The 23889-nt window shown below is 73.0% G+C and carries 15 protein-coding genes and 1 riboswitch; of the genes, 9 read left to right on the forward strand and 6 right to left on the reverse strand.

Annotated features, from left to right (window positions below):
* Nucleotides 1–93 precede the first annotated feature (93 nt).
* The gene (locus HEP85_RS24200) at nt 94–1254 is read right to left on the reverse strand and encodes an NlpC/P60 family protein (RefSeq protein WP_168529771.1); all 1161 of its coding nucleotides are present in this window, start codon (nt 1252–1254) and stop codon (nt 94–96) included.
* Between the two features lie 7 nt (nt 1255–1261).
* A riboswitch (cyclic di-AMP (ydaO/yuaA leader) is annotated at nt 1262–1434 on the reverse strand.
* A gap of 293 nt (nt 1435–1727) precedes the next feature.
* Here HEP85_RS24200 and pcrA point away from each other — a divergent pair.
* Nucleotides 1728–4286, forward strand: coding sequence for a DNA helicase PcrA (pcrA, locus tag HEP85_RS24205; protein ID WP_168529773.1), 2559 nt, complete (start codon nt 1728–1730; stop codon nt 4284–4286).
* Between the two features lie 114 nt (nt 4287–4400).
* Here pcrA and HEP85_RS24210 read toward each other — a convergent pair whose 3' ends face one another.
* Together HEP85_RS24210 and HEP85_RS24215 are read right to left on the reverse strand one after the other, a co-directional pair.
* The gene (locus HEP85_RS24210; protein WP_168529774.1) at nt 4401–5963 is read right to left on the reverse strand and encodes a M23 family metallopeptidase; all 1563 of its coding nucleotides are present in this window, start codon (nt 5961–5963) and stop codon (nt 4401–4403) included.
* Nucleotides 5964–6239: 276 nt separating this feature from the next.
* A complete protein-coding gene (locus HEP85_RS24215) occupies nt 6240–7115 on the reverse strand; it encodes a triacylglycerol lipase (protein WP_168529776.1) in 876 nt (291 codons plus the stop codon).
* 494 nt (nt 7116–7609) lie between these two features.
* Between HEP85_RS24215 and HEP85_RS24220 the strand changes: the two genes are divergently transcribed.
* Nucleotides 7610–8026 carry a cobalamin B12-binding domain-containing protein gene (locus tag HEP85_RS24220; protein WP_099942951.1) on the forward strand — a complete coding sequence of 139 codons (417 nt, stop codon included), beginning with the start codon at nt 7610–7612 and terminating at the stop codon, nt 8024–8026.
* A 191-nt stretch (nt 8027–8217) separates the two neighbouring features.
* Here HEP85_RS24220 and HEP85_RS24225 read toward each other — a convergent pair whose 3' ends face one another.
* Nucleotides 8218–9843: a DUF5691 domain-containing protein gene (locus tag HEP85_RS24225; RefSeq protein WP_356010475.1), complete on the reverse strand. Its 1626-nt coding sequence runs from the start codon at nt 9841–9843 to the stop codon at nt 8218–8220.
* A 90-nt stretch (nt 9844–9933) separates the two neighbouring features.
* Complete coding sequence (locus HEP85_RS24230) at nt 9934–11289, reverse strand: SWIM zinc finger family protein (RefSeq protein ID WP_369657819.1); 1356 nt, start codon at nt 11287–11289, stop codon at nt 9934–9936.
* A 134-nt stretch (nt 11290–11423) separates the two neighbouring features.
* Here HEP85_RS24230 and HEP85_RS24235 point away from each other — a divergent pair, with 134 nt between their 5' ends.
* The 6 genes from HEP85_RS24235 (at nt 11424) to sucD (ending at nt 20481) form a co-directional block, all read left to right on the forward strand.
* On the forward strand, nt 11424–12611 hold the full coding sequence (locus tag HEP85_RS24235) for an AAA family ATPase (RefSeq protein WP_211118048.1): 1188 nt from the start codon (nt 11424–11426) through the stop codon (nt 12609–12611).
* A 189-nt stretch (nt 12612–12800) separates the two neighbouring features.
* Nucleotides 12801–15275, forward strand: a complete 2475-nt coding sequence (locus tag HEP85_RS24240) for a DUF5682 family protein (RefSeq protein WP_369658134.1) — start codon at nt 12801–12803, stop codon at nt 15273–15275.
* Nucleotides 15272–16525, forward strand: a complete 1254-nt coding sequence (locus tag HEP85_RS24245) for a VWA domain-containing protein (protein ID WP_248002053.1) — start codon at nt 15272–15274, stop codon at nt 16523–16525. The genes HEP85_RS24240 and HEP85_RS24245 overlap by 4 nt, the downstream gene beginning before the upstream one ends.
* A gap of 131 nt (nt 16526–16656) precedes the next feature.
* A complete protein-coding gene (locus tag HEP85_RS24250; protein WP_369657820.1) occupies nt 16657–17865 on the forward strand; it encodes a hypothetical protein in 1209 nt (402 codons plus the stop codon).
* A 531-nt stretch (nt 17866–18396) separates the two neighbouring features.
* Complete coding sequence (gene sucC, locus HEP85_RS24255) at nt 18397–19575, forward strand: ADP-forming succinate--CoA ligase subunit beta (RefSeq protein ID WP_148010098.1); 1179 nt, start codon at nt 18397–18399, stop codon at nt 19573–19575.
* 21 nt (nt 19576–19596) lie between these two features.
* Complete coding sequence (gene sucD, locus HEP85_RS24260) at nt 19597–20481, forward strand: succinate--CoA ligase subunit alpha (protein WP_168529780.1); 885 nt, start codon at nt 19597–19599, stop codon at nt 20479–20481.
* A gap of 156 nt (nt 20482–20637) precedes the next feature.
* Here sucD and HEP85_RS24265 read toward each other — a convergent pair whose 3' ends face one another.
* Nucleotides 20638–21978: a helix-turn-helix domain-containing protein gene (locus HEP85_RS24265; protein ID WP_369657821.1), complete on the reverse strand. Its 1341-nt coding sequence runs from the start codon at nt 21976–21978 to the stop codon at nt 20638–20640.
* An 84-nt stretch (nt 21979–22062) separates the two neighbouring features.
* Here HEP85_RS24265 and HEP85_RS24270 point away from each other — a divergent pair, with 84 nt between their 5' ends.
* Complete coding sequence (locus tag HEP85_RS24270) at nt 22063–23883, forward strand: DUF6350 family protein (protein WP_369657822.1); 1821 nt, start codon at nt 22063–22065, stop codon at nt 23881–23883.
* Nucleotides 23884–23889: the final 6 nt, after the last annotated feature.

Below are 23889 nucleotides of genomic sequence, written 5' to 3' on the forward strand. Positions count from 1 at the left end.
GATGCGGGGAGCGGCGATGCGGGGGACGCGGGGCGCGGGCACGCGCGCGTGGAGCCCGGGAGGCCTCACGCGCGCGTGCCCCGCGCCGGGCGCTCAGGCCGGGCGCACCACGCTGTGGATGATCGACTCGCCGGCGTAGAAGATCGACTCCTCGCGGACGTACGCACCCGGCTTGGGGGCGTGGATCATCATCCCGTCGCCGATGTAGAGGCCCACGTGGCTGATGTCGTCGTAGAAGAAGACCAGGTCTCCGGGCTCGATGGCGGACAGGGGGACCGTGGTGCCCGCGTTCACCTGGTCGTAGGTGGTACGCGGGAGGGTGACGCCGGCGGCCTTCCAGACGGCCTGGGTGAGACCGGAGCAGTCGTACGAGCCGGGCCCGGTCGCGCCCCACACGTACGGCTTGCCGATCTGGGCGCGGGCGAAGGCGATGGCCTTGCCGGCCTTGGTGGCGTACGAGGAGTCGGTGGCCGGGGTCCCGGAAGTCCCCGTGGTTCCGGACGACGTGCCCTGCTGGGGCTCCGTCTCCCGGGCCTTCTTCTCCGCCGCGGCCCGCTGGGCCGCCAGCTCGGCCGCCTCGCGGTCGGCCGCTTCCCGCTTCTTCCGCGCGATCGCGGCGAGCCGCGCCTTCTCGTCGGCGGTCAGCTTCGAGAGCAGTTCGCGGGCCGCGGCGAGCTTGCCCTGGACGTCCGCCTTGGAGGTCCTGAGCGCGTCCTGCGACGTGGTGAGCGTCCGCAGGCTCCGGGAGGCCTCCCCGCGTTTCCTCGAGGTGGCTGCCTGCTCGGTGACGTAGTCGTCGACGGCCGCCTTCTGGCGGGTGGTCAGACGGTTCATCAACTGGGTCTGGTCGAAGTAGTCCTGCGGGTTGTCGGCCAGCAGCAGGCTCGCGCTGCCGGGTGCGGACGCCCCGGTGCGGTACTGCGCCGCGGCGAACGAACCCAGCTCCTCGCGCGCGGTGTTGAGTTTCTCGGTGCGCCGGGCCACGTCGTCGAGGAGGGAGTCGACGCGCTTGCGCTGCTTGGCGGTCTTCTCCCTGGTCGCGTTGTACTTCTCGGTGGCCGTCTCGGCCTGGTGGTAGAGGTCGTCGACCTTCTTCTCGACCTCTTCGAGGCTCGGCCGGGGCTCTGCCGAGGGTGCGGCGACGGCCGTCTGCGAGAGCAGGGCCACGGAGGTCAGGGCGGCCGTGGCGAGGGCCGGGGTCCGTATGCCCGTCCGGCGTGTGCCCGGCGGACTCCACTTGCGGTGCGACGCCAAGAGAGGCGACTCCTTCCGTCATCCGCCTACCGGGTTAGCTGTCGGGTTCGGGCGGGTGCTTCCGGAAGGTTTGCCCTACGGTCCTTGCCCCAGGGGCGGTGGGACCGATTCACCCCAAAGTCGGTTGGGTCCCCGGCTCCGGTCGCCGCACGGGCGCGCCGGACTCGGCGGAGGCCGCCCGGCCCGGCGACGTTCGCCGGTTGCTGTCGAGCGGTCTGCCCGGCACGCTAGCCAACGCGTAAGTGTTCTGTGAAGTTTGATGTGCGATATGCCCGATACATTTTCGTGACCTGAGCCGCCGGGACACCCGGAGTGGCCGACGGTAGCGGCGTGACGTCGCAAGGTGAGGGCGCGCCGGTGCGGGAAGGGCGGCCCGGTTTCCATGGCACTTCGCTCCGGACCCCGTGGGAAATCCGGCCCAGTTTCCGGGGTGGCGGCGGGTTGTCAGTGCGGCCGCCTAGACTCGGAGAGCGATGAGCAGCCTCTTTGATGACAGCTTCCTGGCGGACCTCAAGCCTTCCGGGGCCCATGAGGAAGAGCCCCCGCCGCCGCCCGAGGACGAGTCGGCGGAGCCGCTTCCGGACGACCTGTTCGGCGGCCGCTTCGACGTGCCCCCGGACCGCGACGCGTACTACCGCGACGGCGCCCACCGGCCCGCCGTGGACCCGGCGGCCCTGCTGGACGGGCTGAACGAGAACCAGCGCGCGGCCGTGGTGCACTCCGGCTCCCCGCTGCTCATCGTCGCCGGCGCCGGCTCCGGCAAGACCCGGGTGCTCACCCACCGGATCGCGCACCTGCTGGGCGAGCGCCATGTCCACCCCGGCCAGATCCTCGCGATCACCTTCACGAACAAGGCCGCGGGCGAGATGAAGGAGCGCGTCGAGCAACTCGTGGGCCCGCGCGCCAACGCCATGTGGGTGATGACCTTCCACAGCGCGTGCGTGCGCATCCTGCGCCGCGAGTCGAAGCGGCTCGGCTTCACGTCCTCGTTCTCGATCTACGACGCCGCCGACAGCAAGCGCCTGATGGCCCTGGTCTGCCGCGACCTGGACCTCGACCCGAAGCGTTTCCCGCCGAAGTCGTTCAGCGCGAAGATCTCCAACCTGAAGAACGAGCTGATCGACGAGGAGGACTTCGCGGGGCAGGCGGCCGACGGTTTCGAGAAGACCCTCGCGCAGGCCTACGCGATGTACCAGTCGCGGCTGCGCGAGGCCAACGCCCTCGACTTCGACGACCTGATCATGACGACGGTCAACCTGCTCCGTGCCTTCCCGGACGTCGCCGAGCACTACCGCCGCCGCTTCCGTCACGTCCTGGTCGACGAGTACCAGGACACGAACCACGCGCAGTACGCCCTGGTCAGGGAGCTCGTGGGCCCGGCGAGCGGCGACCGCCCCGAGGACGTGCCGCCGGCCGAGGGAGACCTCGGGCCCGCCGAGCTGTGCGTCGTGGGCGACGCCGACCAGTCGATCTACGCCTTCCGCGGCGCGACCATCCGCAACATCCTCCAGTTCGAGGAGGACTACCCGGACGCGACGACCATCCTCCTGGAGCAGAACTACCGCTCCACCCAGACGATCCTCACCGCGGCCAACGCGGTCATCGAGCGCAACGAGTCGCGCCGCCCCAAGAACCTGTGGACGAACGCGGGCGCGGGTTCGAACATCACGGGCTACGTCGCCGACACCGAGCACGACGAGGCACAGTTCGTCGCCGACGAGATAGACCGTCTCACCGACGCGGGCGAGGCGAAGGCGGGCGACGTCGCGGTCTTCTACCGGACGAACGCCCAGTCCCGTGTCTTCGAGGAGATCTTCATCCGCGTCGGCCTGCCCTACAAGGTCGTCGGCGGTGTCCGCTTCTACGAGCGCAAGGAGGTCCGGGACGTCCTGGCCTACCTGCGGGTCCTGTCCAACCCCGAGGACTCCGTCCCGCTGCGCCGGATCCTGAACGTCCCCAAGCGCGGGATCGGTGACCGCGCCGAGGCGATGATCGACGCCCTCTCGCAGCGGGAGCGGATCAGCTTCCCGCAGGCGCTGCGCCGCGTCGACGAGGCGTACGGCATGGCGGCGCGCTCGACGAACGCCGTGAAGCGGTTCAACACGCTCATGGAGGACCTCCGTACGATCGTCGAGTCCGGCGCGGGCCCGGCGACGGTCCTGGAGGCGGTCCTCGAGCGCACCGGCTATCTCGCCGAGCTTCAGGCGTCGACCGACCCGCAGGACGAGACCCGCATCGAGAACCTCCAGGAACTCGCGGCCGTGGCACTGGAGTTCGAGCAGGAGTCCGGTCGGGGCGAGGACGGTGCCGGAGCGGCTGCCGGGGGCGCAGCGGCCGGTGGGGCTGGAGCGGCCGGGGCGGCCGGCGGACTCTCGGAGTTCCTGGAGCGGGTCGCGCTCGTCGCCGACTCCGACCAGATCCCCGACGAGGACGACGGCAACGGCGTCATCACCCTGATGACCCTGCACACCGCCAAGGGCCTTGAGTTCCCGGTCGTGTTCCTCACCGGCATGGAGGACGGCGTCTTCCCGCACATGCGTGCGCTGGGGCAGGTCAAGGAGTTGGAGGAGGAGCGGCGTCTCGCGTACGTCGGCATCACGCGCGCGCGGGAGCGGCTCTACCTCACCCGCTCGTCCATGCGCAGCGCGTGGGGCCAGCCCTCGTACAACCCGCCCTCCCGCTTCCTGGAGGAGATCCCGGACACGCATCTGGAGTGGAAGCGCACGGGCGCGACGGCTCCGGTGCCCTCCGGCCCGGTCTCGGGCGTGGCGGCCTCGTTGTCGTCCTCGCTGTCGTCCTCGCGCTCGCGGTCCGCGGCGTCCGGGGCCTCCGGTTTCGCGACGCGCCGCGGGGCGTCCGAGAAGCCGGTCGTCTCGCTGGCGGTGGGTGACCGGGTCACCCACGACCAGTTCGGGCTCGGCACGGTGGTCGGCGTGAAGGGCACGGGGGCGAACGCGGAGGCCACGGTCGACTTCGGAGAGCCCAAGCCGAAACGGCTGCTGCTGCGGTACGCGCCGGTGGAGAAGCTCTAGTCCACGAGGCTCGGAGGCCGGGCGGGGCTTCCCGTCCGGTCGCGAAGCCCGGCGGTGGACCGCGGCGGGTGAGTCACGGCGGGTGGGTTTACCGAGAGTGGGGCACGGCGGGGCTCACGTCGGGTCCAGGCCGTGGCTGCGCAGCCACGGCAGGGGGTCGATGGCCGCGCCGCCCGCGGGCCGGACCTCGAAGTGCAGGTGCGGCCCGGTCGAGTTCCCGGAGTTCCCGGAGAACGCGATCTGCTCACCGGCCTTCACGACGGTGCCCGACGGCACCTTGTAGCTGGAGAGATGGCAGTACCAGGTCTCCGTGCCGTCCTTCGCGGTGAGGATGGCCATGTTCCCGTACGCGCTGTTCCACTGCGTCCGTACGGTTCCGTCCGTCGCGGCCATCACCGTCGTGCCGTACGACACGGGGAAGTCGATGCCGGTGTGCACGGACATCCAGTTGACCCCCGCCTGACCGAAGTAGGCGCTGAGTCCTTTCTGCGTGACCGGAAGGACGAACTTGGGCCGCAGCCGCTCCTTGCGGGCCGCCGCGGCCGCCGCCTTCTGCTGCTCGGCGGCCCGCTGGGCCTTGAGGTCGATGCGTTCCTGGGTGCGGCTGGCCCGGTCGGCGAAGTCGTCCGCACCCGCGGACAGGCTCTGGAGCTGGGTGTCCAGCTTGTTGTTGGCGGTGGACGGCTTCACCGCGGTCGCGTCGGGCGCGCTGGCCGTCGTGTTCTTGGTGTCGTCCCCGCCGATGGTGCCCACGGAGGCGGCGGCGATACCCGCGACGCCCATCACACAGGCGGAGGGCACGGCGACGGTGAGCAGCGCGGAACGCTTGGCCGGGGAGCGGCGGCGGGAGCGGGACGCAGGCCGGTTCGCGGCACGGGGGGCCGGAGCGACCTCTTCCATGTCGTCGAGCAGCGGAGCCTCGTGCGCGGGATCGGCGTCCTCGAAGTCGTACTCGTCCTGCAGTTGCTCGAAGGCGGCGGTCGCCTGCTGCTCGAAGGGCTCGGGATCGGCCTGGTGCTCGTACGGGTCGGCGGCGGCCTGGTGCTCGTACGGGTCGGCGGCGGCCTGCTGCTCGTACGGGTCCGCCGTGACCTGGTGCTCGTACGCGTCGGCGGCCGGGTGCTCGTGCGACTCGCCCTGCTGGGGGTGCTCGTAGGCCTCGTACGGGTCGTGCTCACCGGCGGTGTTCCACTGCGTGGCGTCGTACGCACCCGTCTCCTGGGTGGGGGCGCTCCACTGCTGGGTCTGGCCGGCCGGTTCGGCCTGGAGCCAGGCGGCCGCGTCCCACTGGCCCGTGGCGTCGGGGCCCGGATGCTGCGCGGGGATGTCGGCGAGCTGCTGGTAGCCGGTCGTCCAGGCGGTGGTGTCGTAGCCGCCGGTGTCGTACGCGGTCTGGTGCTGCGCGGCGTACGGGTCGTAGGCCGGCGTCTGGTGGCTGCCGGTGTTCCACTGCGTCGCGTCGTACGAACCCGTGCCGTCGCCACCCGACATGTCGCCGAAGAGAGGGTCGGACTCGAAACTCGCGGTCGCGTAGGCGCCGGTTCCGTTGTAGCCGTCGTACACGGTGAAGTCGCCGTACTGGACTTCCTGGCCGGCGTACGACGCGTAGTGCGCCGAGGCGGCATCGGAAGCCGGGGCCGGGGGGGTCACGGTCCCCGACGGGTGACGGTCGTTCACCAACTTCTCTTTCGCCTCGACAACAGGGGCTGGCAGAGCAGTGCGGCGACTGTACCCGGCGGTACGCGGGCGCGACAATCTTCGGCAGGTTTCCTCCGCTCAGGAAACGGGCATTCGGCCGTCTTTCGGGGGAGTGCGGGCACGGGCTTGGCCTGGCGTTCGATGAATGTTCGAAATCGAGGCGTCGTCCGGCCCCCGTCCGGCCCCCATCCGACCGCCGTCCGGGCCCTCTCCGGTCGTCGGGAGAGGTCCCGGACGGGGGTTGCCCGAAGGGCGTCACGCCACGGTGAGGCCCCCGGCTTCGGCCACGGCCTCGGACGCGCCGGTGCGGACGGTGGTCTCCTCGCTGTCGAGCGCCTGGCGTATTCCGGTGGCGACGGCGGGGTGGACCGGCAGGGCGAGATGCCCGATACCGCTCACCTGGACGCTCTGCGCGAGCAGGTCCGGGTGGTCGATGGCGGCGGTCTCCAGCGGGTCCATCAGGTGGTCGAGGTCGCTCCAGAAACTCACGAAACGCGTACGGCAGTCGGGCGCCGGCTCGCACAGCTCCTTGATCACCTCGGAACCCGGGCGCATCTGACGGACGATCGGGTGCGCGTTCATCAGCGGGACGACCCGGGTGCCCGAGTGCGGTGTGCCGAGCGTGACCAGCGTGCGGACCCGCAGGTCGCCGCCGAGGCGCTGCACGTAGTACCGCGCGATCAGTCCGCCGAGGCTGTGTCCGACGATGTCCACCCGGTCGCGCCCCGTGCGCTCGCAGATGTCCTCTATGTGCCGGCCGAGCAGCTCCGCCGCGGTGCGGATGTCGTACGTCAGCGGTGAGTAGTTGAGCGATTCGATGTGCTGCCTGCCGTGCTGCGCGAGGTTGCGGCGCAGCAGGACGAAGACGGAGCGGTTGTCGATGAAGCCGTGCAGCAGGACGACCGGGGGCTTGGTCCCGGTGGGCAGCCGGGTGGCGTCGGACGGAGGGAGCGCGGGGGAGGTGCGGCGCTCCTGGACGATGCCGGAGGGATAGAGGAGGAGATGCCCGGCGAGGATCGCGATCTCCAGAGCCGTCGCCTTCAGCAAGGCCACCGAGAGTCCTGTCAGCCTGCCTGGCAACAGGCGCTGACGGAGCGGGATAAGGGGCGACTCTGTCCCGGTGACCTTCATGGCCGACCTCCCGTCGGCACGCGAAGGGACCGCTCTGTCCCCCGTGTGCCCTTGCGGAAAGCCGGGGTGGCGGAGGCCGACGGTGCGTTCGCGGCGCGTGGTGCGCCGGTGGCGCGGCGGGGATCCCTGCCGTCGTGCTCCCGCCGGTGTGCCGCACCGTCGCCGCGCCTCGTCGGCGTGGTGCCGGTGCCGCCACCTGCTGGCGGCTCTCCTTGCGCAGGCTCCGGTCGTGGCCCGCGCGTCGCAGGTTCCTGCGGCGCGTGTGCCGCTGAAGCGCGGAGCGGTGCGCGGCGAATGTGTCCCACCGTGTGATTTCCCCCTCGCTCTTCAGCGGGAAACTGTGGTTTGCACGGATCTGACGATAACGTTCGTTCACTTCCCCGGCCGGTGCGGTGCGGGGCGCCTGTGCCGCAGAGGTACGTCCCGCGCGGTGAGCGGCGGAATGTTCGATATGTGTCGGTACGGGTCGTTGTAGTCGGTTCATGGAGGCAGTGATGGGTGTGGCAGCCGGTCCGATCCGCGTGGTGGTGGCCAAGCCGGGGCTCGACGGCCACGATCGGGGCGCCAAGGTGATCGCGCGGGCGCTGCGCGACGCCGGTATGGAGGTCATCTACACCGGGCTCCATCAGACCCCCGAGCAGATCGTCGACACCGCGATCCAGGAGGACGCCGACGCGATCGGTCTCTCCATCCTCTCCGGCGCGCACAACACGCTGTTCGCCGCCGTGATCGATCTCCTCAAGGAACGTGACGCGGAGGACATCAAGGTCTTCGGCGGCGGGATCATCCCCGAGGCGGACATCGCTCCGCTCAAGGAGAAGGGCGTCGCCGAGATCTTCACGCCGGGCGCGACGACCGGGTCGATCGTGGAGTGGGTGCGGGCGAACGTACGGCAGCCCGCGGGAGCGTAGCGCCTGGTAAGCGGGGGTCGGAGTGTGCGGGCTTCTGCTCTGGCCGCGCCCGCCCGCCCTCGGGCGAGGGGTCGTTGTCCGCGGGTGGGTGGGGGCTGGTCGCGCAGTTCCCCGGACCCCTGACGGAGCGCTGGGGACCCTCCGGCGCTCAGGGGCCCCGGCCCCGGTGTTCAGGGCGTCGTCGGCGCCCGTCAGGGGTCCGGCACCGTCAGTTCCGCGGTCATCTTCGCGCGCAGCCGCAAGGTGGTGACGAGGCGCTGGAAGGCCTCGGCCCAGTAGCCGCCGGCCCCCGGCGCCGTGTTCTCCGTCTCGTCGGTGATCGCCGTGAGCGCGTCGAGCCGACCCGCCTCCAGTGGATCGAGGCACCGCTCGGCCAGCCCCATCACCCCACTGAAGCTCCATGGATAACTCCCCGCGTCGCGCGCGATGTCGAGCGCATCGACCACCGCCCGCCCCAGGGGCCCGGCCCACGGCACCGCACAGACCCCCAGGAGCTGAAACGCCTCGGACAAGCCGTGCGTGTCGATGAACCCCGCCACCCACTCGGCCCGTTCGGCCGGACCCAGCGTGGCGAGCAGCTTCGAGCGCTCCGCCAGCGACACCGCCCCCGGTCCGCCGGCCTCCGGGGCGGAGGGCGCGCCGAGGAGCGCCCGGGACCACCCGGGGTCCCGCTGCCGTACCGCCGCCCGGGACCACGCGGCGTGCAGTTCGTTCCGCCAGTCGTCCGTCACGGGAAGCGCGACGATCTCGTCCGGTGTGCGTCCCCCCAGCCGCCGCGGCCATGTCCCGAGCGGCGCTGCTTCGACCAACTGGCCCAGCCACCACGACCGTTCCCCCCGTCCCGCCGGAGCTTTCGGTACAACACCGTCCCGCTCCATGCTCGCGTCGCACTCGTGCGGCGCCTCGACGACGATCGAGGGCGTCCCCCGGGTACGGTCGACGGCCACGCACGAACCGGCCCGTGCCGCCATCCGGGCGGCCAGCGCCGAACCGGGCAGTGCGGACAGCAGCTCCGCCGCCGTGGCCCGCACATTGCGGCTCCGGTCGGTGAGCGCCCGCTCCAGGAACGGCTCGTCGGCCGGGCCCAGCCCTGACCGCAGCGAGTCGAGGAACATCAGCCGGTCCTCGGCCCGCTCCGTCCCCCAGGTGGTGGCGAGCAGCTCGCGCGCGGTCGCCGGACGACGGGCCCGCAGCGCCGTGAGCAGCGCGACCCGCTCGGCGAACAGGCCCTCCTGCCACAGCTGTTCCGTGCGTCCGGGCTCGTCGGGGCCGGGCAGCGCGGCGCCGCCGCCGGGCAGGGAACGCAGCGCGAACCGCCAGTCCGGGTTCAGCCGGGCCAGCCACAGGGCGCGCGGTCCGGCGAAGGCCAGCGCGGCCGGCCGCAGATCCGTACGGCCCCGGGCCGCGTCGAGGAGTGCGGGCAGCGTTTCCGCGGGAGCCGCGAAACCGTGCGCGTTGGCCAGCGCGAGCCACTGGGGCAGCAGTTCCATGAGGTCGGGTGCCGTGCCCCGGCGGCCGGCCCCGGTGCCGGGCCGGTCGGCCAGCAGCACCGCCAGCCGGTGGGCCGCGGCGGGCGGGAGGGGACGTCGTGGGTCGGGCGCCGCGGGCTCGGGCCGGGCGGCCGCCCGGCCCGGCCGCATCCCGGCCCGCCGCCGCAGGGTCGCCACGGCGGCCGCGTCCAGGACGGCCACCGGCACCTCGCGCCCGGCCGCCCAGGCGGGCGGTGTACGCCGCTCGGTACCGAGCAGCGCCACGGTGACGAGCTCTTCCCAGGAGCTCTCGACGGGTGCGCCCGCCGAAGCGGAGGTCGCGTTCATGAACGTCCTTTCCCTATCGAGGGACTGGGGTGCGGGAAGCGCGCGGTGGGCGGGAGGAGGGAGGCCAAGCGGCGGACGGGGTGTCGCGGGTCAGCACAGCCGCACCGCCTCGCCCGTCCCCTCCGGCCAGGCGGTCAGCGGAGCGAAGCCACGGTGACCGCACTCGCCGAAGACCGTGACGGGGGCGCCGCCGGAGAGGGCGGCCAGCCGCCACAGCCCGGGTCCGGAGAGCGCCGAGGGCGTGAGGGGGAGCGCGGAGTCGCCTTCCGCGTCCGCCAGTTGCCAGGTGTCCCCGTCGGGGGTGGGTATGACCCGGGACAGCGTGACCGGGCAGGCGTCGAGCCAGGGATCGTCCCGCAGCGCCTCGCCGTAGCGGGTCGCCGCGCGGAGTGTGCTCACTCCCGGCGGACGGGTGCGGGTGGGTGCCGGGAGGGTGAACCGCTCGCCCAGGGCGGCCCGGAGCCGTCCCGTGCCGGGGTACGCGGACACCTCCGCCTCGAAGGCCAGGCCCACCGGCAGGGTCAGCTCCGGCGCGCGGCCGGCCGGCCCGTAGGAGAGGACCCGGACCGTGCGGCCGGACTCCGCGCCGTACAGCCAGATCCTGCGGGTGGTGAGACGGCTGTCCGCCGTGTCGTACTGGGCGAGGACCAGCCAGCGGTCCCGCAGTGGGGGGCCGCCCGCGGAGCCGGTCAGACCGACCCGGGAGCGGACCGTCGCGGCGAGCCCGTCCGGCAGCGACTCCCGGCGCAGCCAGCCCTGGTCGAGGAGATGGAGCAGCGCGCACTCCTCCAGCAGCCGTACGGGCCAGCCCGGACCGGAGGCGGGGATAGCGCCCAACTCCCGCACCCGCGTGGCCAGTCCGGGCGCCTGCGCGTCGACCATGCGGGCCGCCGTCTCCTCCCACATCCCGTACCCCGCCTGCTCGGCCGCGGCGAGGCCACCCCGCAGCAGGTCGGCCAGCCGCCGCTCCAACTCCCCCGCACCGGCGGTGATCCGCGCGGCCCGGCGCTCCGCCCTGCGCCGGGCCGCCTCCGGGTCAGCCGGTGACGCCGTCCCAGATGCCCCGCCCGTCGTCCGATTCGCCGCCGCTCGCTCCCTTCTCCCCTCTGTCCATCGCCCCGCCCAGTCCGGCACAGGTCCCCGCGGCACCGTGCCTTCCCCGCCCGCCCAGAGCAGCAGCAGTCCCAGCGTGTGTTTGCACGGGAACTTCCGGCTCGGACAACTGCACGTGTACGCGGGCCCGGTGGAGTCCGCGATGTCGATGACCGTCTGATAAGGCGTGCTGCCGCTTCCTCTGCACAGTCCCCATAGCGTCCCCTCGTCAGAACTGCCTGTTTCCGACCACGGCCCGGCGGTGCCGAGCTTGCTGCCCGCTCTGCGTGACGCCGTGTCAGGAGCCAGTGCCAGCACCTGATCCGCCGTCCAGCGCACCCCCTGCTGAGTCATGTCATCGAAGGTAGGTCCCACCACTGACAATCGCCCCTCGTGAGCACGTTTGCGCAGGTCAGAGCCGATTGTCAGTGGCGTGGTGCACGGTGGAACCAGATCCGAACCGGCCGAGCTGGAGGGGGGACCGAGCCATGACCGTGTCCGTCGAGTCCGTGGAACCGACGTCCGTCGATACGCCCGCGGAACAGGCTGGGGGAACGGCCCCGGGCGGGAGCGCGGGGAGCGCCGGCGGCCACGCGGACGAGGTGCTGCGGCCGCACGCCGAGCACGCCTTCGCCGCCGAACTCGCCGCGCTGGCCGCGCAGGACGACCGGCCCCGCCCGGCCCGCTGGCGGCTGTCGCCGTGGGCGGTGGCGACCTATCTGCTGGGCGGCACCCTGCCGGACGGCACGGAGATCACCCCGAAGTACGTGGGCCCGCGCCGCATCGTCGAGGTCGCGGTCACCACCCTCGCCACCGACCGCGCCCTGCTGCTGCTCGGTGTGCCCGGCACCGCGAAGACATGGGTGTCCGAGCACCTGGCCGCTGCGGTCAGCGGCGACTCGACGCTGCTCGTGCAGGGCACCGCCGGCACGCCGGAGGAGGCGATCCGGTACGGGTGGAACTACGCGCGGCTGCTCGCGCACGGCCCCAGCCGGGACGCGCTCGTGCCGAGTCCGGTCATGCGCGCCATGGCCGAGGGCATGACGGTCCGCGTCGAGGAGCTGACCCGTGTCCCGGCGGACGTACAGGACACGCTGATCACGATCCTGTCCGAGAAGACCCTGCCCATACCGGAGTTGGGCCAGGAGACGCAGGCCGTCCGCGGCTTCAACCTGATCGCCACGGCCAACGACCGCGACCGCGGGGTGAACGAGCTGTCCAGCGCCCTGCGCCGGCGCTTCAACACGGTGGTGCTGCCGCTGCCGGAGAGTGCCGAGGCGGAGGTGGACATCGTCTCGCGCCGCGTCGACCAGATCGGCCGCTCCCTCGACCTCCCGTCGGTCCCGGACGGCGTCGACGAGATCCGCCGGGTCGTCACCGTCTTCCGAGAGCTGCGCGACGGAGTGACGGCGGACGGGCGTACGAAACTCAAGTCGCCCAGCGGCACGCTGTCCACCGCCGAGGCGATCTCCGTCGTCACCGGCGGCCTGGCGCTGGCCGCCCACTTCGGCGACGGCGTCCTGCGCGCCTCGGACGTGGCCGCCGGCGTCCTCGGCGCCGTCGTCCGCGATCCGGCGGCCGACCGGGTGATCTGGCAGGAGTACCTGGAGGCGGTCGTCCGCGAGCGTGAGGGCTGGAAGGACTTCTACCGGGCCTGCCGGGAGGTGAGCGCGTGACCGGACCAGGGGGAGGGGACGGCGGAGGAGCGCGGCCCCGGCGTGCGGGGAGGGGCGGAGAGGGGGGAGCCCGGTGTGCGGGAGGAGGGGACGCGGGGCGAGGAACCCGGCGCGGGGGAAGGGGCGGAGACCGAGGAGCCCGGCATGCGGGAAGGAACGCGACGCGCGGCCGGTGCGGGAGCGGAACGGATGCCGCCCGCGCGGGCGGGTGGCCCGCTGCTGCTGGGGGTGCGGCACCACGGGCCCGGCTCGGCGCGTGCCGTACGGGCCGCCCTGGACGCCGCGTCACCCCGGACCGTCCTGATCGAGGGACCCCCGGAGGCCGACACTCTCATTCCGCTCGCCGCCGACCCCGACATGCGTCCTCCGGTCGCGCTCCTGGCCCATGCGGTGGACGAGCCCGGCCGCTCCGCCTTCTGGCCGCTGGCCGAGTTCTCCCCGGAGTGGGTGGCGATCCGGTGGGCGATCGACCACGGTGTCCCGGCCCGCTTCATCGACCTGCCGGCCACGCACACGCTGGCATGGGAGAAGGAGGAACCACCCCGGTCACCCGCCGAACCCACGGCTGACGCCGTGCGGATCGACCCGCTCGCCGTGCTCGCGGAGACGGCAGGTCACGACGACCCCGAGCGCTGGTGGGAGGACGCGGTCGAGCACCGGAGCGGAACCGGCGCCGATCCGTTCGCGCCGTTCGCCGTCCTGGAGGAGGCGATGGGAGCACTGCGGGAGGCGTACGGGGGCGGCGGACACGACCGGGACCCGGAGCGGGAGGCGTACATGCGGCTCCAGGTGCGCGCGGCACAGCGCGAGTTCGGGGACGACGTGGCCGTGGTGTGCGGGGCCTGGCACGTGCCCGCGCTGCGCCGCGGCACCACGGTCGCCGCCGACCGGGCGCTGCTCAAGGGGCTGCCCAGGACCAAGGCCGACATGACATGGGTGCCGTGGACGCACCGCAGGCTGTCCCGGGCCGGCGGGTACGGCGCGGGCATCGACTCACCGGGCTGGTACGGACACCTCTTCGGCGCCCCCGACCGCCCGGTCGAGCGATGGATGACGAAGGTGGCCCGGCTGCTGCGCGACGAGGACCTGATGGTCTCCGCCGCGCACGTCATCGAGGCGGTGCGGCTCGCCGGCACGCTCGCCGCCGTACGGGGCCGCCCGCTGCCCGGACTGACCGAGACCACCGACGCCGTTCGGGCCGTGATGTGCGAGGGCTCGGACGTGCCGCTGGGGCTCGTGCACGACCGGCTCGTGGTCGGCGATGTGCTGGGCGAGGTGCCGCGGTCCGCCCCCGCGGTGCCGCTGCAGCGCGACCTCGCCCGGCTCCAGAAGCGGCTGCGGATCAAACCCGAGCCGCTGGAGCGGGAGTTGGAGCTCGACCTGCGGGGCGAGACCGACGCGGGGCGCAGCAGGCTCCTGCACCGGCTGCGGCTGCTCGGCATCGGCTGGGGCGAGCCCGCCGCATCCCGTGGCAGCACCGGCACCTTCCGGGAGACCTGGCGGCTGCGCTGGGAGCCGGAGCTGTCCGTGCGGGTCGCCGAGGCCGGGGTGTGGGGCACGACCGTGCTGTCCGCGGCGACCGCCAGGGCGGAGGCGGACGCCGTCGCCGCGCCGGCCCTGGCCGACGTCACGGCACTCGCCGAGCGCTGTCTGCTCGCCGGGCTCACGGACGCCCTGCCCGTGGTGATGCGGGTCCTCGCCGACCGGGCGGCCCTGGACACGGACGTCGGCCACCTCGCGCAGGCGCTGCCCGCGCTGGTCCGCTCGCTGCGCTACGGGGACGTTCGCGGCACGGACACACAGGCCCTCACCGAGGTCGCCGCGGGCCTCGCCGAGCGGATCTTCGTCGGTCTCCCGCCGGCCTGCGCGGCACTCGACGCCGAGGCCGCCGAGGACATGCGGCGCCATGTGGACGCGGTGCACGGCGCGGTGGGACTGCTGGGGGAGACAGGACTGTTGGGAGAGACGGCCACGGCAAGACCGTCCGCCGGCGGACCGCCCGGCACGGGGATGCGCGGTCGCTGGCACTCCGTGCTGCGGGTGCTGGCCGGCCGCGACACCGTCCCCGGCGTGCTCCGTGGGCGGGCCGTGCGACTGCTGCTGGACGACGGCGAGCTGGGGCAGGAGGAGGCCGCCCGGCTCATGGGACTCGTGCTGTCGCCGGGCACGGAGCCGGCGGACGCGGCCGCGTGGATCGAGGGGTTCGTCGGCGGCGGCTCCGGCGGAGGCATGCTGCTCGTGCACGACGAGCGGCTGCTCGGACTGGTCGACGCGTGGCTGACGGGGGTGCCGGCGGAGGCGTTCACCGATGTGCTCCCGCTGCTGCGGCGCACGTTCTCGGCGTACGAGGCGGGCGTGCGCAGGACGTTGGGGGAGCTGGTCCGGCGCGGCCCGGGGGCGCGGGGGAGCGCCGCGGCCGCCGCCGGCATACCCGGGTTCGACCCGGAGCTGGACGCGGGGCGCGCCGACGCCGTCCTGCCGGTGCTGCGTCTGCTGCTCGGGCCGGACGACAACGAGACCGTCGATGGCAACGAGACCGCTCACGACAACGACACCGAAACCGCCGACACCGAAGCCGCCGACACCGAAGCCGCCGACGCAGACGAATTCAACGGGGGCGAGGAATCCACCGACGCCGACGACCTTGTGGGGGCGGACCGATGACCTCAGTACCGCTGGACCCGGCCGACGCGCCCCGACCCGACGGCGGCGCGCCCCGGCCGGTCGACGCGCGCCGTGCGAACGCCTCGGCCGACGAGCGGCTGCGGCGCTGGCGACTCGTGCTCGGCGGCGACGAGGCCGACGGCACCGGACGCGCGCTCGCCGGGCAGGACGCGGCGATGGACGGCGCGCTCACCGCGTTGTACGGAAAGGGGAGCGGGACGCAGTCGGGGCGGGACCGCTCGGCGGGGCTCGGGGCGTCCGCACCGTCGGTCGCGCGCTGGCTCGGGGACATCCGGACGTACTTCCCCTCGTCCGTCGTGCAGGTCATGCAGCGCGACGCGATCGACCGGCTCGGGCTGTCCGCTCTGCTGCTGGAGCCCGAGATGCTGGAGGCGGTGGAGGCCGACGTGCATCTGGTGGGCACCCTCCTCTCCCTCAACAAGGCCATGCCGGAGACGACGAAGGAGACCGCGCGGGCCGTCGTGCGCAAGGTCGTCGAGGACCTGGAGAAGCGGCTCGCCACCCGCACCCGCGCCTCGCTCTCCGGCGCCCTCGACCGCAGCGCCCGCGTCACCCGCCCCCGCCACCACGACATCGACTGGAACCGCACGATCGCGGCCAACCTGAAGCACTACCTGCCCGAACACCGCACGGTCGTTCCCGAGCGGCTGATCGGTTACGGACGTGCCTCGCGGTCCGTGAAGAAGGAGGTCGTCCTGTGCGTCGACCAGTCGGGCTCGATGGCAGCGTCCGTCGTCTACGCGTCCGTCTTCGGGGCCGTCCTCGCGTCGATGCGGTCCATCGCCACCCGGCTCGTCGTCTTCGACACGGCCGTCGTGGACCTCACCGACCAGCTCGACGACCCGGTCGACGTCCTCTTCGGCACCCGGCTCGGCGGCGGAACGGACATCAACCGGGCGCTCGCGTACTGCCAGTCGCAGATCACCCGGCCCGCCGACACCGTGGTCGTGCTCATCAGCGACCTCTACGAAGGAGGCATACGCCACGAGATGCTGAAGCGGGTGGCGGCGATGAAGGCGTCGGGGGTGCAGTTCGTGACGCTGCTGGCGCTGTCCGACGAGGGGACGCCGGCCTACGACCGGGAGCACGCGGCGGCACTCGCGGCGCTGGGCGCACCGGCGTTCGCCTGCACCCCCGATCTGTTTCCCGACGTGATGGCGGCGGCGATCGAGAAGCGTCCGCTTCCCGTGCCCGACGTCGGGGGACGAGAGCCGAAAAACCGGACATGAATACCCATCGGTAACAGGGGGCTTGCGCAACCTCGGGAGTCCCGTGCGAGGATCAGCGCCTCTTCGAATCGAACGGTGCGCCGCGTTCCGTCCCGTACCGCCCGGCCCGCCGCACGGAGGCTCTCCCCGTCTTGATCCCGACCGCCGCACCGCCCGTCGCCGGTGCCGCTCTGCGCCTGCTGCGCACGGCGGCGGGACGGCGTGCGCTGCAAGCGGCGGTGCTGGTGGGCGGGGTGTTCGCCCTCGGCTTCCTCTGCGGGGAACAGGCTCACGCGGTGGACGGCCGGACGCCCACGGCTCCGCCCACGTCAGTGGCTTCGGTGGTGGAACGGGTCGCGCAGCCGATGCGCGCCGCGACGACCGGACCACCGGCCGGGCAGCCCGCGGGCAACTCGACCGAGCGGAAGCCGCGGCCGCGCCCGCAGCCGAACCAGAAGCGGAAGTCGCAGCCGGAGTTGTTCCAGAGGCTGGAGTCGCTCCAGAAGTCGCAGCCGGAGCCGGAGTTTTTCCAGAAGCTGGAGTCGCTCCAGGAGTCGCGGAAGCCGCAGAAGTCGCAGCCGAACCCGGAGTCGCTTCTGAAGCCGCGGAAGCCGCAGGAGGCACGGCAGCCGCGGCAGAAGCACCTCGCGGCACGGACGGAAGTAGCCCGGATGTCGTCGTCGGCCGACCGTGCCGGCTCCCTGGTCACCGAGACCGTCGGCAGCGTCGTACGACCGGTTGCCGACACCGTCGTCCGGTCGGTCGGCGATCCAGCGGAAACGCTCACCGGGAAACTGGTCGCATTCCTGCCGGGCACCCTTCCGGGACTGTCGGTACCGCCGGCACCCCCGGTACGCCCGGCGGTCCCGCGGGTGCCGGCCGTCCCGTCGCTTCCGTCCCCGTCGTCGCGTGCCGGTGCGCTCACGTCCCCGGACCACCCGCGACGGGCGGGCGCGGTGGGCGCGCCGGTTCCGGACCCGGTGGCACCCGACGCCGCCGGGAGGGAGCCGGGCTCCGCGGCTGTCCTCACGTACGGCCCCGCGGGCCTCGGCGTGGACGGCCGGGCGGATGCCACGCACCGCGCACACGGCCGGTACGGACAGCACGGCCGACATGGCCGGCACCGCAACCGGGGCCCGGTGGCAGGACCGGCTCCCGCGCGTCAGGCGCCGGCCGGTGACTCCTCGGGCGCGCCGGGCGACCGGCCGGCGGTCGACGGCGGCGGGGCATGGCACGGCGACGCGTATGCCGTCGCCCCGGACCACCGCGCGCCCCTGCCGCTCGTGTCCGTTCCGTCCGAGGCCGTGACCGCGGCCGGGACCCGGGACAGGTACCGGGACATACCGGTTTTCCCCGGCTAGGACTCCCCTTTCCTGGTCGGTGCCCCGCTCCCGCGAGCACGGCACGCGTCCCACCAGGCGCCCGCCGCGAACGGCGATGTCCGGGACATGACCGAACCGGCCGTCCCGCGCACCCGACACACCTGACCCATCCGTACACACCCAGACTCCGCGGGGCCGCAGCCCCGGACGGCCGAAACCCGTCGGATCCGTCCGGCCGTACCCCGCGGACGGGACAGGTGGTCCCCATTGGGGTGGGGAACACCGGTCCCGGGCCCCTCAAGGGCCTGTTCAAGGGGCCTCACCGGGCCAACCCCAGCCCGGTGAGGCCCTGCCCCGCCAAGGGGCCGGCCGGATCTGTGACAGGTATCACCGCTGAGGTGTGATCTGCGATTTAGGGACCCGCGTCCCACGGCGATAACCTGCGAGACGGACATGCCGCGCGCTCGGACATCGTGTGCGCCACCCTTGTGACAGCGGACGTCACGTTGCCCTTCGCGGCACGCCCACGCATCCAACGAACCGCGAGATCACTGATAGGGACGGACGCGCGTGGACCTGTTCGAGTACCAGGCGAGGGACCTCTTCGCCAAGCACGGTGTACCGGTGCTGGCCGGTGAAGTCATTGACACGCCTGAGGCAGCCCGCGAGGCGACCGAGCGTCTTGGCGGCAAGTCCGTCGTCAAGGCCCAGGTGAAGGTCGGTGGCCGCGGCAAGGCCGGCGGCGTCAAGCTCGCCGCCACCCCGGACGAGGCCGTCGCCCGCGCGACGGACATCCTCGGCATGGACATCAAGGGCCACACGGTCCACAAGGTGATGATCGCCGAGACCGCGCCCGAGATCGTCGAGGAGTACTACGTCTCGTACCTCCTCGACCGCACGAACCGCACCTTCCTCGCCATGGCGTCCGTACAGGGCGGCGTGGAGATCGAGGTCGTCGCGGAGGAGAACCCCGAGGCCCTCGCGAAGGTCCCGGTCGACGCCAACGAGGGCGTCTCGATCGAGAAGGCCCGCGAGATCGTCGCCCAGGCGAAGTTCCCGGCCGAGGTGGCCGAGCAGGTCGCCGAGATCCTGGTGACTCTGTGGGACACCTTCATCAAGGAGGACGCCCTCCTCGTCGAGGTGAACCCGCTCGCCAAGGTCGCCTCCGGCAAGGTCATCGCCCTTGACGGCAAGGTGTCGCTGGACGAGAACGCCGAGTTCCGTCAGCCGGACCACGAGGCGCTCGTCGACCACGCGGCGGCCAACCCGCTCGAGGCCGCCGCCAAGGCGAAGAACCTCAACTACGTCAAGCTCGACGGCGAGGTCGGCATCATCGGCAACGGCGCGGGTCTCGTCATGAGCACCCTGGACGTCGTCGCGTACGCCGGTGAGAACCACGGTGGCGTGAAGCCCGCCAACTTCCTCGACATCGGCGGTGGCGCCTCCGCCGCCGTCATGGCGAACGGCCTGGAGATCATCCTCGGCGACCCGGACGTCAAGTCCGTCTTCGTCAACGTCTTCGGTGGCATCACCGCCTGTGACGAGGTCGCCAACGGCATCGTCCAGGCGCTGCAGCTGCTCGCCGACAAGGGCGAGGAAGTCACCAAGCCGCTGGTCGTGCGTCTGGACGGCAACAACGCCGAACTGGGTCGCAAGATCCTGTCGGACGCCAACCACCCGCTGGTCCAGCGCGTGGACACCATGGACGGCGCGGCCGACAAGGCCGCCGAGCTCGCGGCTGCGAAGTAAGGGACGAGGGAAACAACCGCCATGGCTATCTTCCTCAACAAGGACAGCAAGGTCATCGTCCAGGGCATGACCGGTGCCACGGGCATGAAGCACACCAAGCTCATGCTCGCGGACGGCACGAACATCGTCGGTGGCGTGAACCCGCGCAAGGCGGGCACGTCCGTCGACATCGACGGCACCGAGATCCCCGTCTTCGGCACGGTCGCCGAGGCGATCGAGAAGACGGGCGCCAACGTGTCCGTCCTCTTCGTGCCGCCGGCCTTCGCGAAGGCCGCCGTGGTCGAGGCGATCGACGCGGAGATCCCCCTCGCGGTCGTCATCACCGAGGGCATCGCCGTCCACGACTCCGCCGCCTTCTGGGCGTACGCGAAGGCGAAGGGCAACAAGACCCGCATCATCGGCCCGAACTGCCCCGGTCTCATCACCCCGGGCCAGTCCAACGCCGGCATCATCCCGGGCGACATCACGAAGCCGGGCCGCATCGGCCTGGTCTCGAAGTCCGGCACGCTGACGTACCAGATGATGTACGAGCTCCGTGACATCGGCTTCTCGTCCGCCGTCGGCATCGGTGGCGACCCGGTCATCGGTACGACGCACATCGACGCGCTCGCCGCGTTCGAGGCCGACCCCGACACCGACCTGATCGTCATGATCGGCGAGATCGGCGGCGACGCCGAGGAGCGCGCGGCGGACTTCATCGCCAAGAACGTGACGAAGCCGGTCGTCGGCTACGTCGCGGGCTTCACCGCGCCCGAGGGCAAGACCATGGGCCACGCCGGCGCCATCGTCTCCGGCTCCTCCGGCACGGCCGCCGCGAAGAAGGAGGCCCTCGAGGCCGCCGGCGTCAAGGTCGGCAAGACGCCGACCGAGACGGCGAAGCTGGCGCGCGAACTGCTCAAGGGCTGACACGCAGCAGCGAGACGGGCCCGCACCCCCTGGGGTGCGGGCCCGTCCGCGTTCGCGCCGTCTGCGTTCGCGCCGTCTGCGTTCGCGCCGTCTGCGTTCGCGCCGTCTGCGTTCGCGCCGTCTGCGTTCGCGCCGTCCGCGCGGTTCGCGCCGTTCTCACCGCGGATCCGGGACCAGTCGCTCCGGACCGCTCGCCGTCGCCGCCTTGAGCCGGGCGCGCAGGGCCAGCTCCTCCTGGGACAGCGGCCCGGGAGCGATCCGCGGCGGCAGACCGTTCACCGTCGCGCCCGGGGCCAGGGGCGGTTCGTAGTGGTCGGGGGCGGCCCTGAGGGTCAGCGAGGTGATGCCGATGAAGACGGCTGTCAAGGCCATCGCCGCACGCGTCCAGCGCAGGACCCGGCGCTCGCTGGCCCAGCGGACCATGAAGGGTTTCCCGGCGTCCGGCCGCTCCGTCCCGGCCACCTCGGCGAGCCGCCGGTGCAGGTTCTCGGAATCCGCGAGCTCCGGCAGTCGCGTGGCCACGGTCTCGCGCGCGTGCAGCAGCCGGTTGGCCGCCGCCGGCGTGCTCGCCTCCGTCTCGGCCGCCGTCTCCGGCAGGTCGAGCCCGACACCGTCGTAGAGCAGCAGGGTCCGCCGGTGCATCGGCGGCAGTTCCAGGAGTACGGAGAGCAGCGCGCGGTCGTCGGTGTCGGCGGGCGGTGGCTCCGCGTGCCGGTACCGCGGCCGGAACCGGTGCCAGGGCGAGAGCGCGTACTCGTACGCGACCGCCCGCACCCACCCCGCCGGATCCCGGTCCACGGCCACCTCGGGCCACCGCTGCCAGGCCGACTGGAAGGCCCGCTCCACCGACTCGCGCGCCAGTTCGCGCCGTCCGGTGAGCAGATAGGTCTGCCGCAGGAGGGCGGGGGCGCAGAACCCGTAGAGCGCGTCGAAGGCCTGAGCGGGCGTCAGACCGATGGGGACGGGCTCGTACCCCGGACCCCACTCGGGCCCGGCCGCGGGCTCCGCCCCGGAGCCGGTCGGTGCCGCCGGCGGGTTCGCCGGTCTGGGCGGCGGCTGTACGGGGCCGGCGGCGACGCCGGCCAGGACGGGGGCGGCGGCCTCGTCCCGCGGGCCGCCCGGACGCGCGTCCCCTCCGTCGTCGCCGCGACGGCCGAGGCCCCGGATCCTCCGGCGGTCGCTCCGGTGGTCGTCGCGAGCGTCGGGGGCATCGGGGTTCTCGGGGTTTCCGCGGACGCCCTCCTGATGGCCAGTCACCTGGCTGGACGTCAGTAGCCGCGCGTACGCATCCCGTTCGCGCCCGCACGGTGTCGCACGACCGGACTCCCACGAGCGCACGGTCGCGGCCGTGACGCCCACCTCGGCCGCGATGTCGGCGTGGCTCAGCGACTTGGCCTCGCGCAGCCGGCGGCGCTCCTCGCGGCCGGGCAGGGGGGTTACGGGGTCTCCTGGCGTTGCGGGCCCCACCGGACTGCCCTTCCGTACGAAAAGGTACATAGCTGCATATTGAGCGACACATCCAAGCTTTGCCCGTTACGACGAGAAAGCGCGTGTCGTTGGGAGCATGGCGGGGTGACACAGATGACCGACCACAGGCTTTCGTTGTCGCTCCTGATCACCCGGATGCGTCGCCGATCACCCGGACTGGCCGCCGGCTTCCTGGGCGGTGCGCTCGCGGCGGGGCTCGGGCTCGGCTCGCTCGCCGTCCTCGTCATGATGCTGTGGATCAGCTCGCCGTACCCGGACAGCGGGCCCGGTGGCGCGCTGCACGTCGCGGCCGCGCTGTGGCTGCTCGCGCACGGAGTGGAGCTGGCGCGCACCGACACCCTGTCGGGCCTGCCCATGCCGGTGGGTCTCACCCCGCTGCTCCTGGCGGTGTTCCCCGCGTGGCTGGTGCACCGCGCGGCGCGCGACGCCGCCGACGCCGACGCGGGGGCCTCGGGACGCACGGTGTGGGCCGGGACCGTCGCGGGCTATCTGACCTTGAGCGTGGCGGCGGTGCTCTACACCGCGGGCGGGGAACTGCGGCCGTCCTGGGCGTGGTCGGGGCTGTGCCTGCCCCTGCTCACCGCGAGCGCGGCGGGGGCCGGGGTGTGGACGGCCTACGGGCACCCGCGCGGACCCGTGCCGTTCTGGGTGGGCCGGGCTCTCGCCCGTCCGCCGGTACCCGCCGGGGTACGGCGCTGGGCCACCGGCGAGCCGCCGGCGCCGTGGGTCGGACGGTGGCTCGGCGCCTCGGCGCGGGCGGCGCTCGCCGGGGCGGCGGTGCTCGTCGGGGGCGGGGCGCTGCTGGTGGGGGTGTCGCTGGTGTGGCACGGCGATCTGGCGCGAGACTCCTTCCAGCAGCTCACCGCGGTGTGGTCGGGGCGGTTCGCCGTCCTCCTGCTCTGTCTGGCGCTGGTGCCGAACGCGGCGGTGTGGGGGCCGCGTACGCCCTCGGTCCCGGTGTGGTGCTGGGGGCCGGACAGGTCGCGGGGCCGTTGTCCGCGGCGGCGCCGGAGCCGTTGCTGCTTAAGCGTTTCCCCTGTTGGCGGCGGTGCCGGAGGCCGGGGGGCCGTGGAGTTGGCGGGGGCGGCCGTGCCGGTGGCGGCCGGGGTGACGGTGGTGTGGTTCCTGCGGAAGGCGGCTCGGGGCAGCGGGGCCGTGGAGATGGGCGGGGACGAGGGCTGGTCCCGGGGGCGGGTCGTCGCGGGGGTGGGGGTCGCGGGCGTCCTGTGCGGTCTCGTGATGGCGCTGCTCGCCGGGCTGGCGGGCGGGCCGCTGGGGGTTGGCGCGCTGGCTCACTTCGGGCCGGTGTGGTGGCAGGCGGGGGGTGCCGTGGTGGTGTGGACGGTGGGGGTCGGGGTGCCGGTGGGGGCGGTGGTGCCGGGGATCGGGCGGCGGCGGATTTCCTGGGCGGCTGCGTCGTCCGTGGTGTCCGTGGTGTCCGCGGTGTCCGTGCTTAAGCGTGGTTGTCGTGGACTCCGTGGCGGGCGCGTGAGGGCGGGGCGCGGGTGGCGGAGCCGGAGTCCGCGTCGATGTCGGGGGCGGCGTCGGGGTCCGTGGTGTCGCAGGCGACCGGGGGGTCGGTCCTTGTGGCGGACCCGGAGGGTGAGCGGGATCCCAGTCATGCGCCGTACGACCTGCTGCCGTCCGACGACATGGGGATGGCGTGGCACGAGGATGTGGTCAGGGAGGCGCGGTGGGCGGCGTTGCGGGAGGCGTCGGCGTCGCTGGAGCTGCCGGATCCGGAGCCGGAGCGCTGAGGTGACGGACGGGTTCCTCGCCCCCGCCGCCCCAGACCCCGCCAAGGGGCTGCCGCCCCTGGACCCCCGCTTCGCCCGAAGGGCTCGTCCTCAAACGCCGGACGGGCTGATGGTGCTTAAGCCTGGGCTGCGGATTTTCAGCCCGTCCGGCGTTTGAGGACAA

It is taken from the genome of Streptomyces sp. RPA4-2 (assembly GCF_012273515.2).
In the GTDB taxonomy this organism is placed as follows: Bacteria; Actinomycetota; Actinomycetes; order Streptomycetales; family Streptomycetaceae; genus Streptomyces; species Streptomyces kaempferi.

Excerpts from the sequence above, each read along its gene's own strand:
- HEP85_RS24245 (WP_248002053.1), top strand. The coding sequence starts at position 15,272 with ATGACCTCAGTACCGCTGGACCCGGCCGACGCGCCCCGACCCGACGGC.
- HEP85_RS24270 (WP_369657822.1), top strand. The coding sequence starts at position 22,063 with ATGACCGACCACAGGCTTTCGTTGTCGCTCCTGATCACCCGGATGCGT.
- pcrA (WP_168529773.1), top strand. The coding sequence starts at position 1,728 with ATGAGCAGCCTCTTTGATGACAGCTTCCTGGCGGACCTCAAGCCTTCC.
- HEP85_RS24235 (WP_211118048.1), top strand. The coding sequence starts at position 11,424 with ATGACCGTGTCCGTCGAGTCCGTGGAACCGACGTCCGTCGATACGCCC.
- HEP85_RS24230 (WP_369657819.1), bottom strand. The coding sequence starts at position 11,289 with ATGACTCAGCAGGGGGTGCGCTGGACGGCGGATCAGGTGCTGGCACTG.
- HEP85_RS24225 (WP_356010475.1), bottom strand. The coding sequence starts at position 9,843 with ATGAACGCGACCTCCGCTTCGGCGGGCGCACCCGTCGAGAGCTCCTGG.
- sucD (WP_168529780.1), top strand. The coding sequence starts at position 19,597 with ATGGCTATCTTCCTCAACAAGGACAGCAAGGTCATCGTCCAGGGCATG.
- HEP85_RS24240 (WP_369658134.1), top strand. The coding sequence starts at position 12,801 with ATGCCGCCCGCGCGGGCGGGTGGCCCGCTGCTGCTGGGGGTGCGGCAC.
- HEP85_RS24215 (WP_168529776.1), bottom strand. The coding sequence starts at position 7,115 with ATGAAGGTCACCGGGACAGAGTCGCCCCTTATCCCGCTCCGTCAGCGC.
- HEP85_RS24265 (WP_369657821.1), bottom strand. The coding sequence starts at position 21,978 with ATGTACCTTTTCGTACGGAAGGGCAGTCCGGTGGGGCCCGCAACGCCA.
- HEP85_RS24220 (WP_099942951.1), top strand. The coding sequence starts at position 7,610 with ATGGGTGTGGCAGCCGGTCCGATCCGCGTGGTGGTGGCCAAGCCGGGG.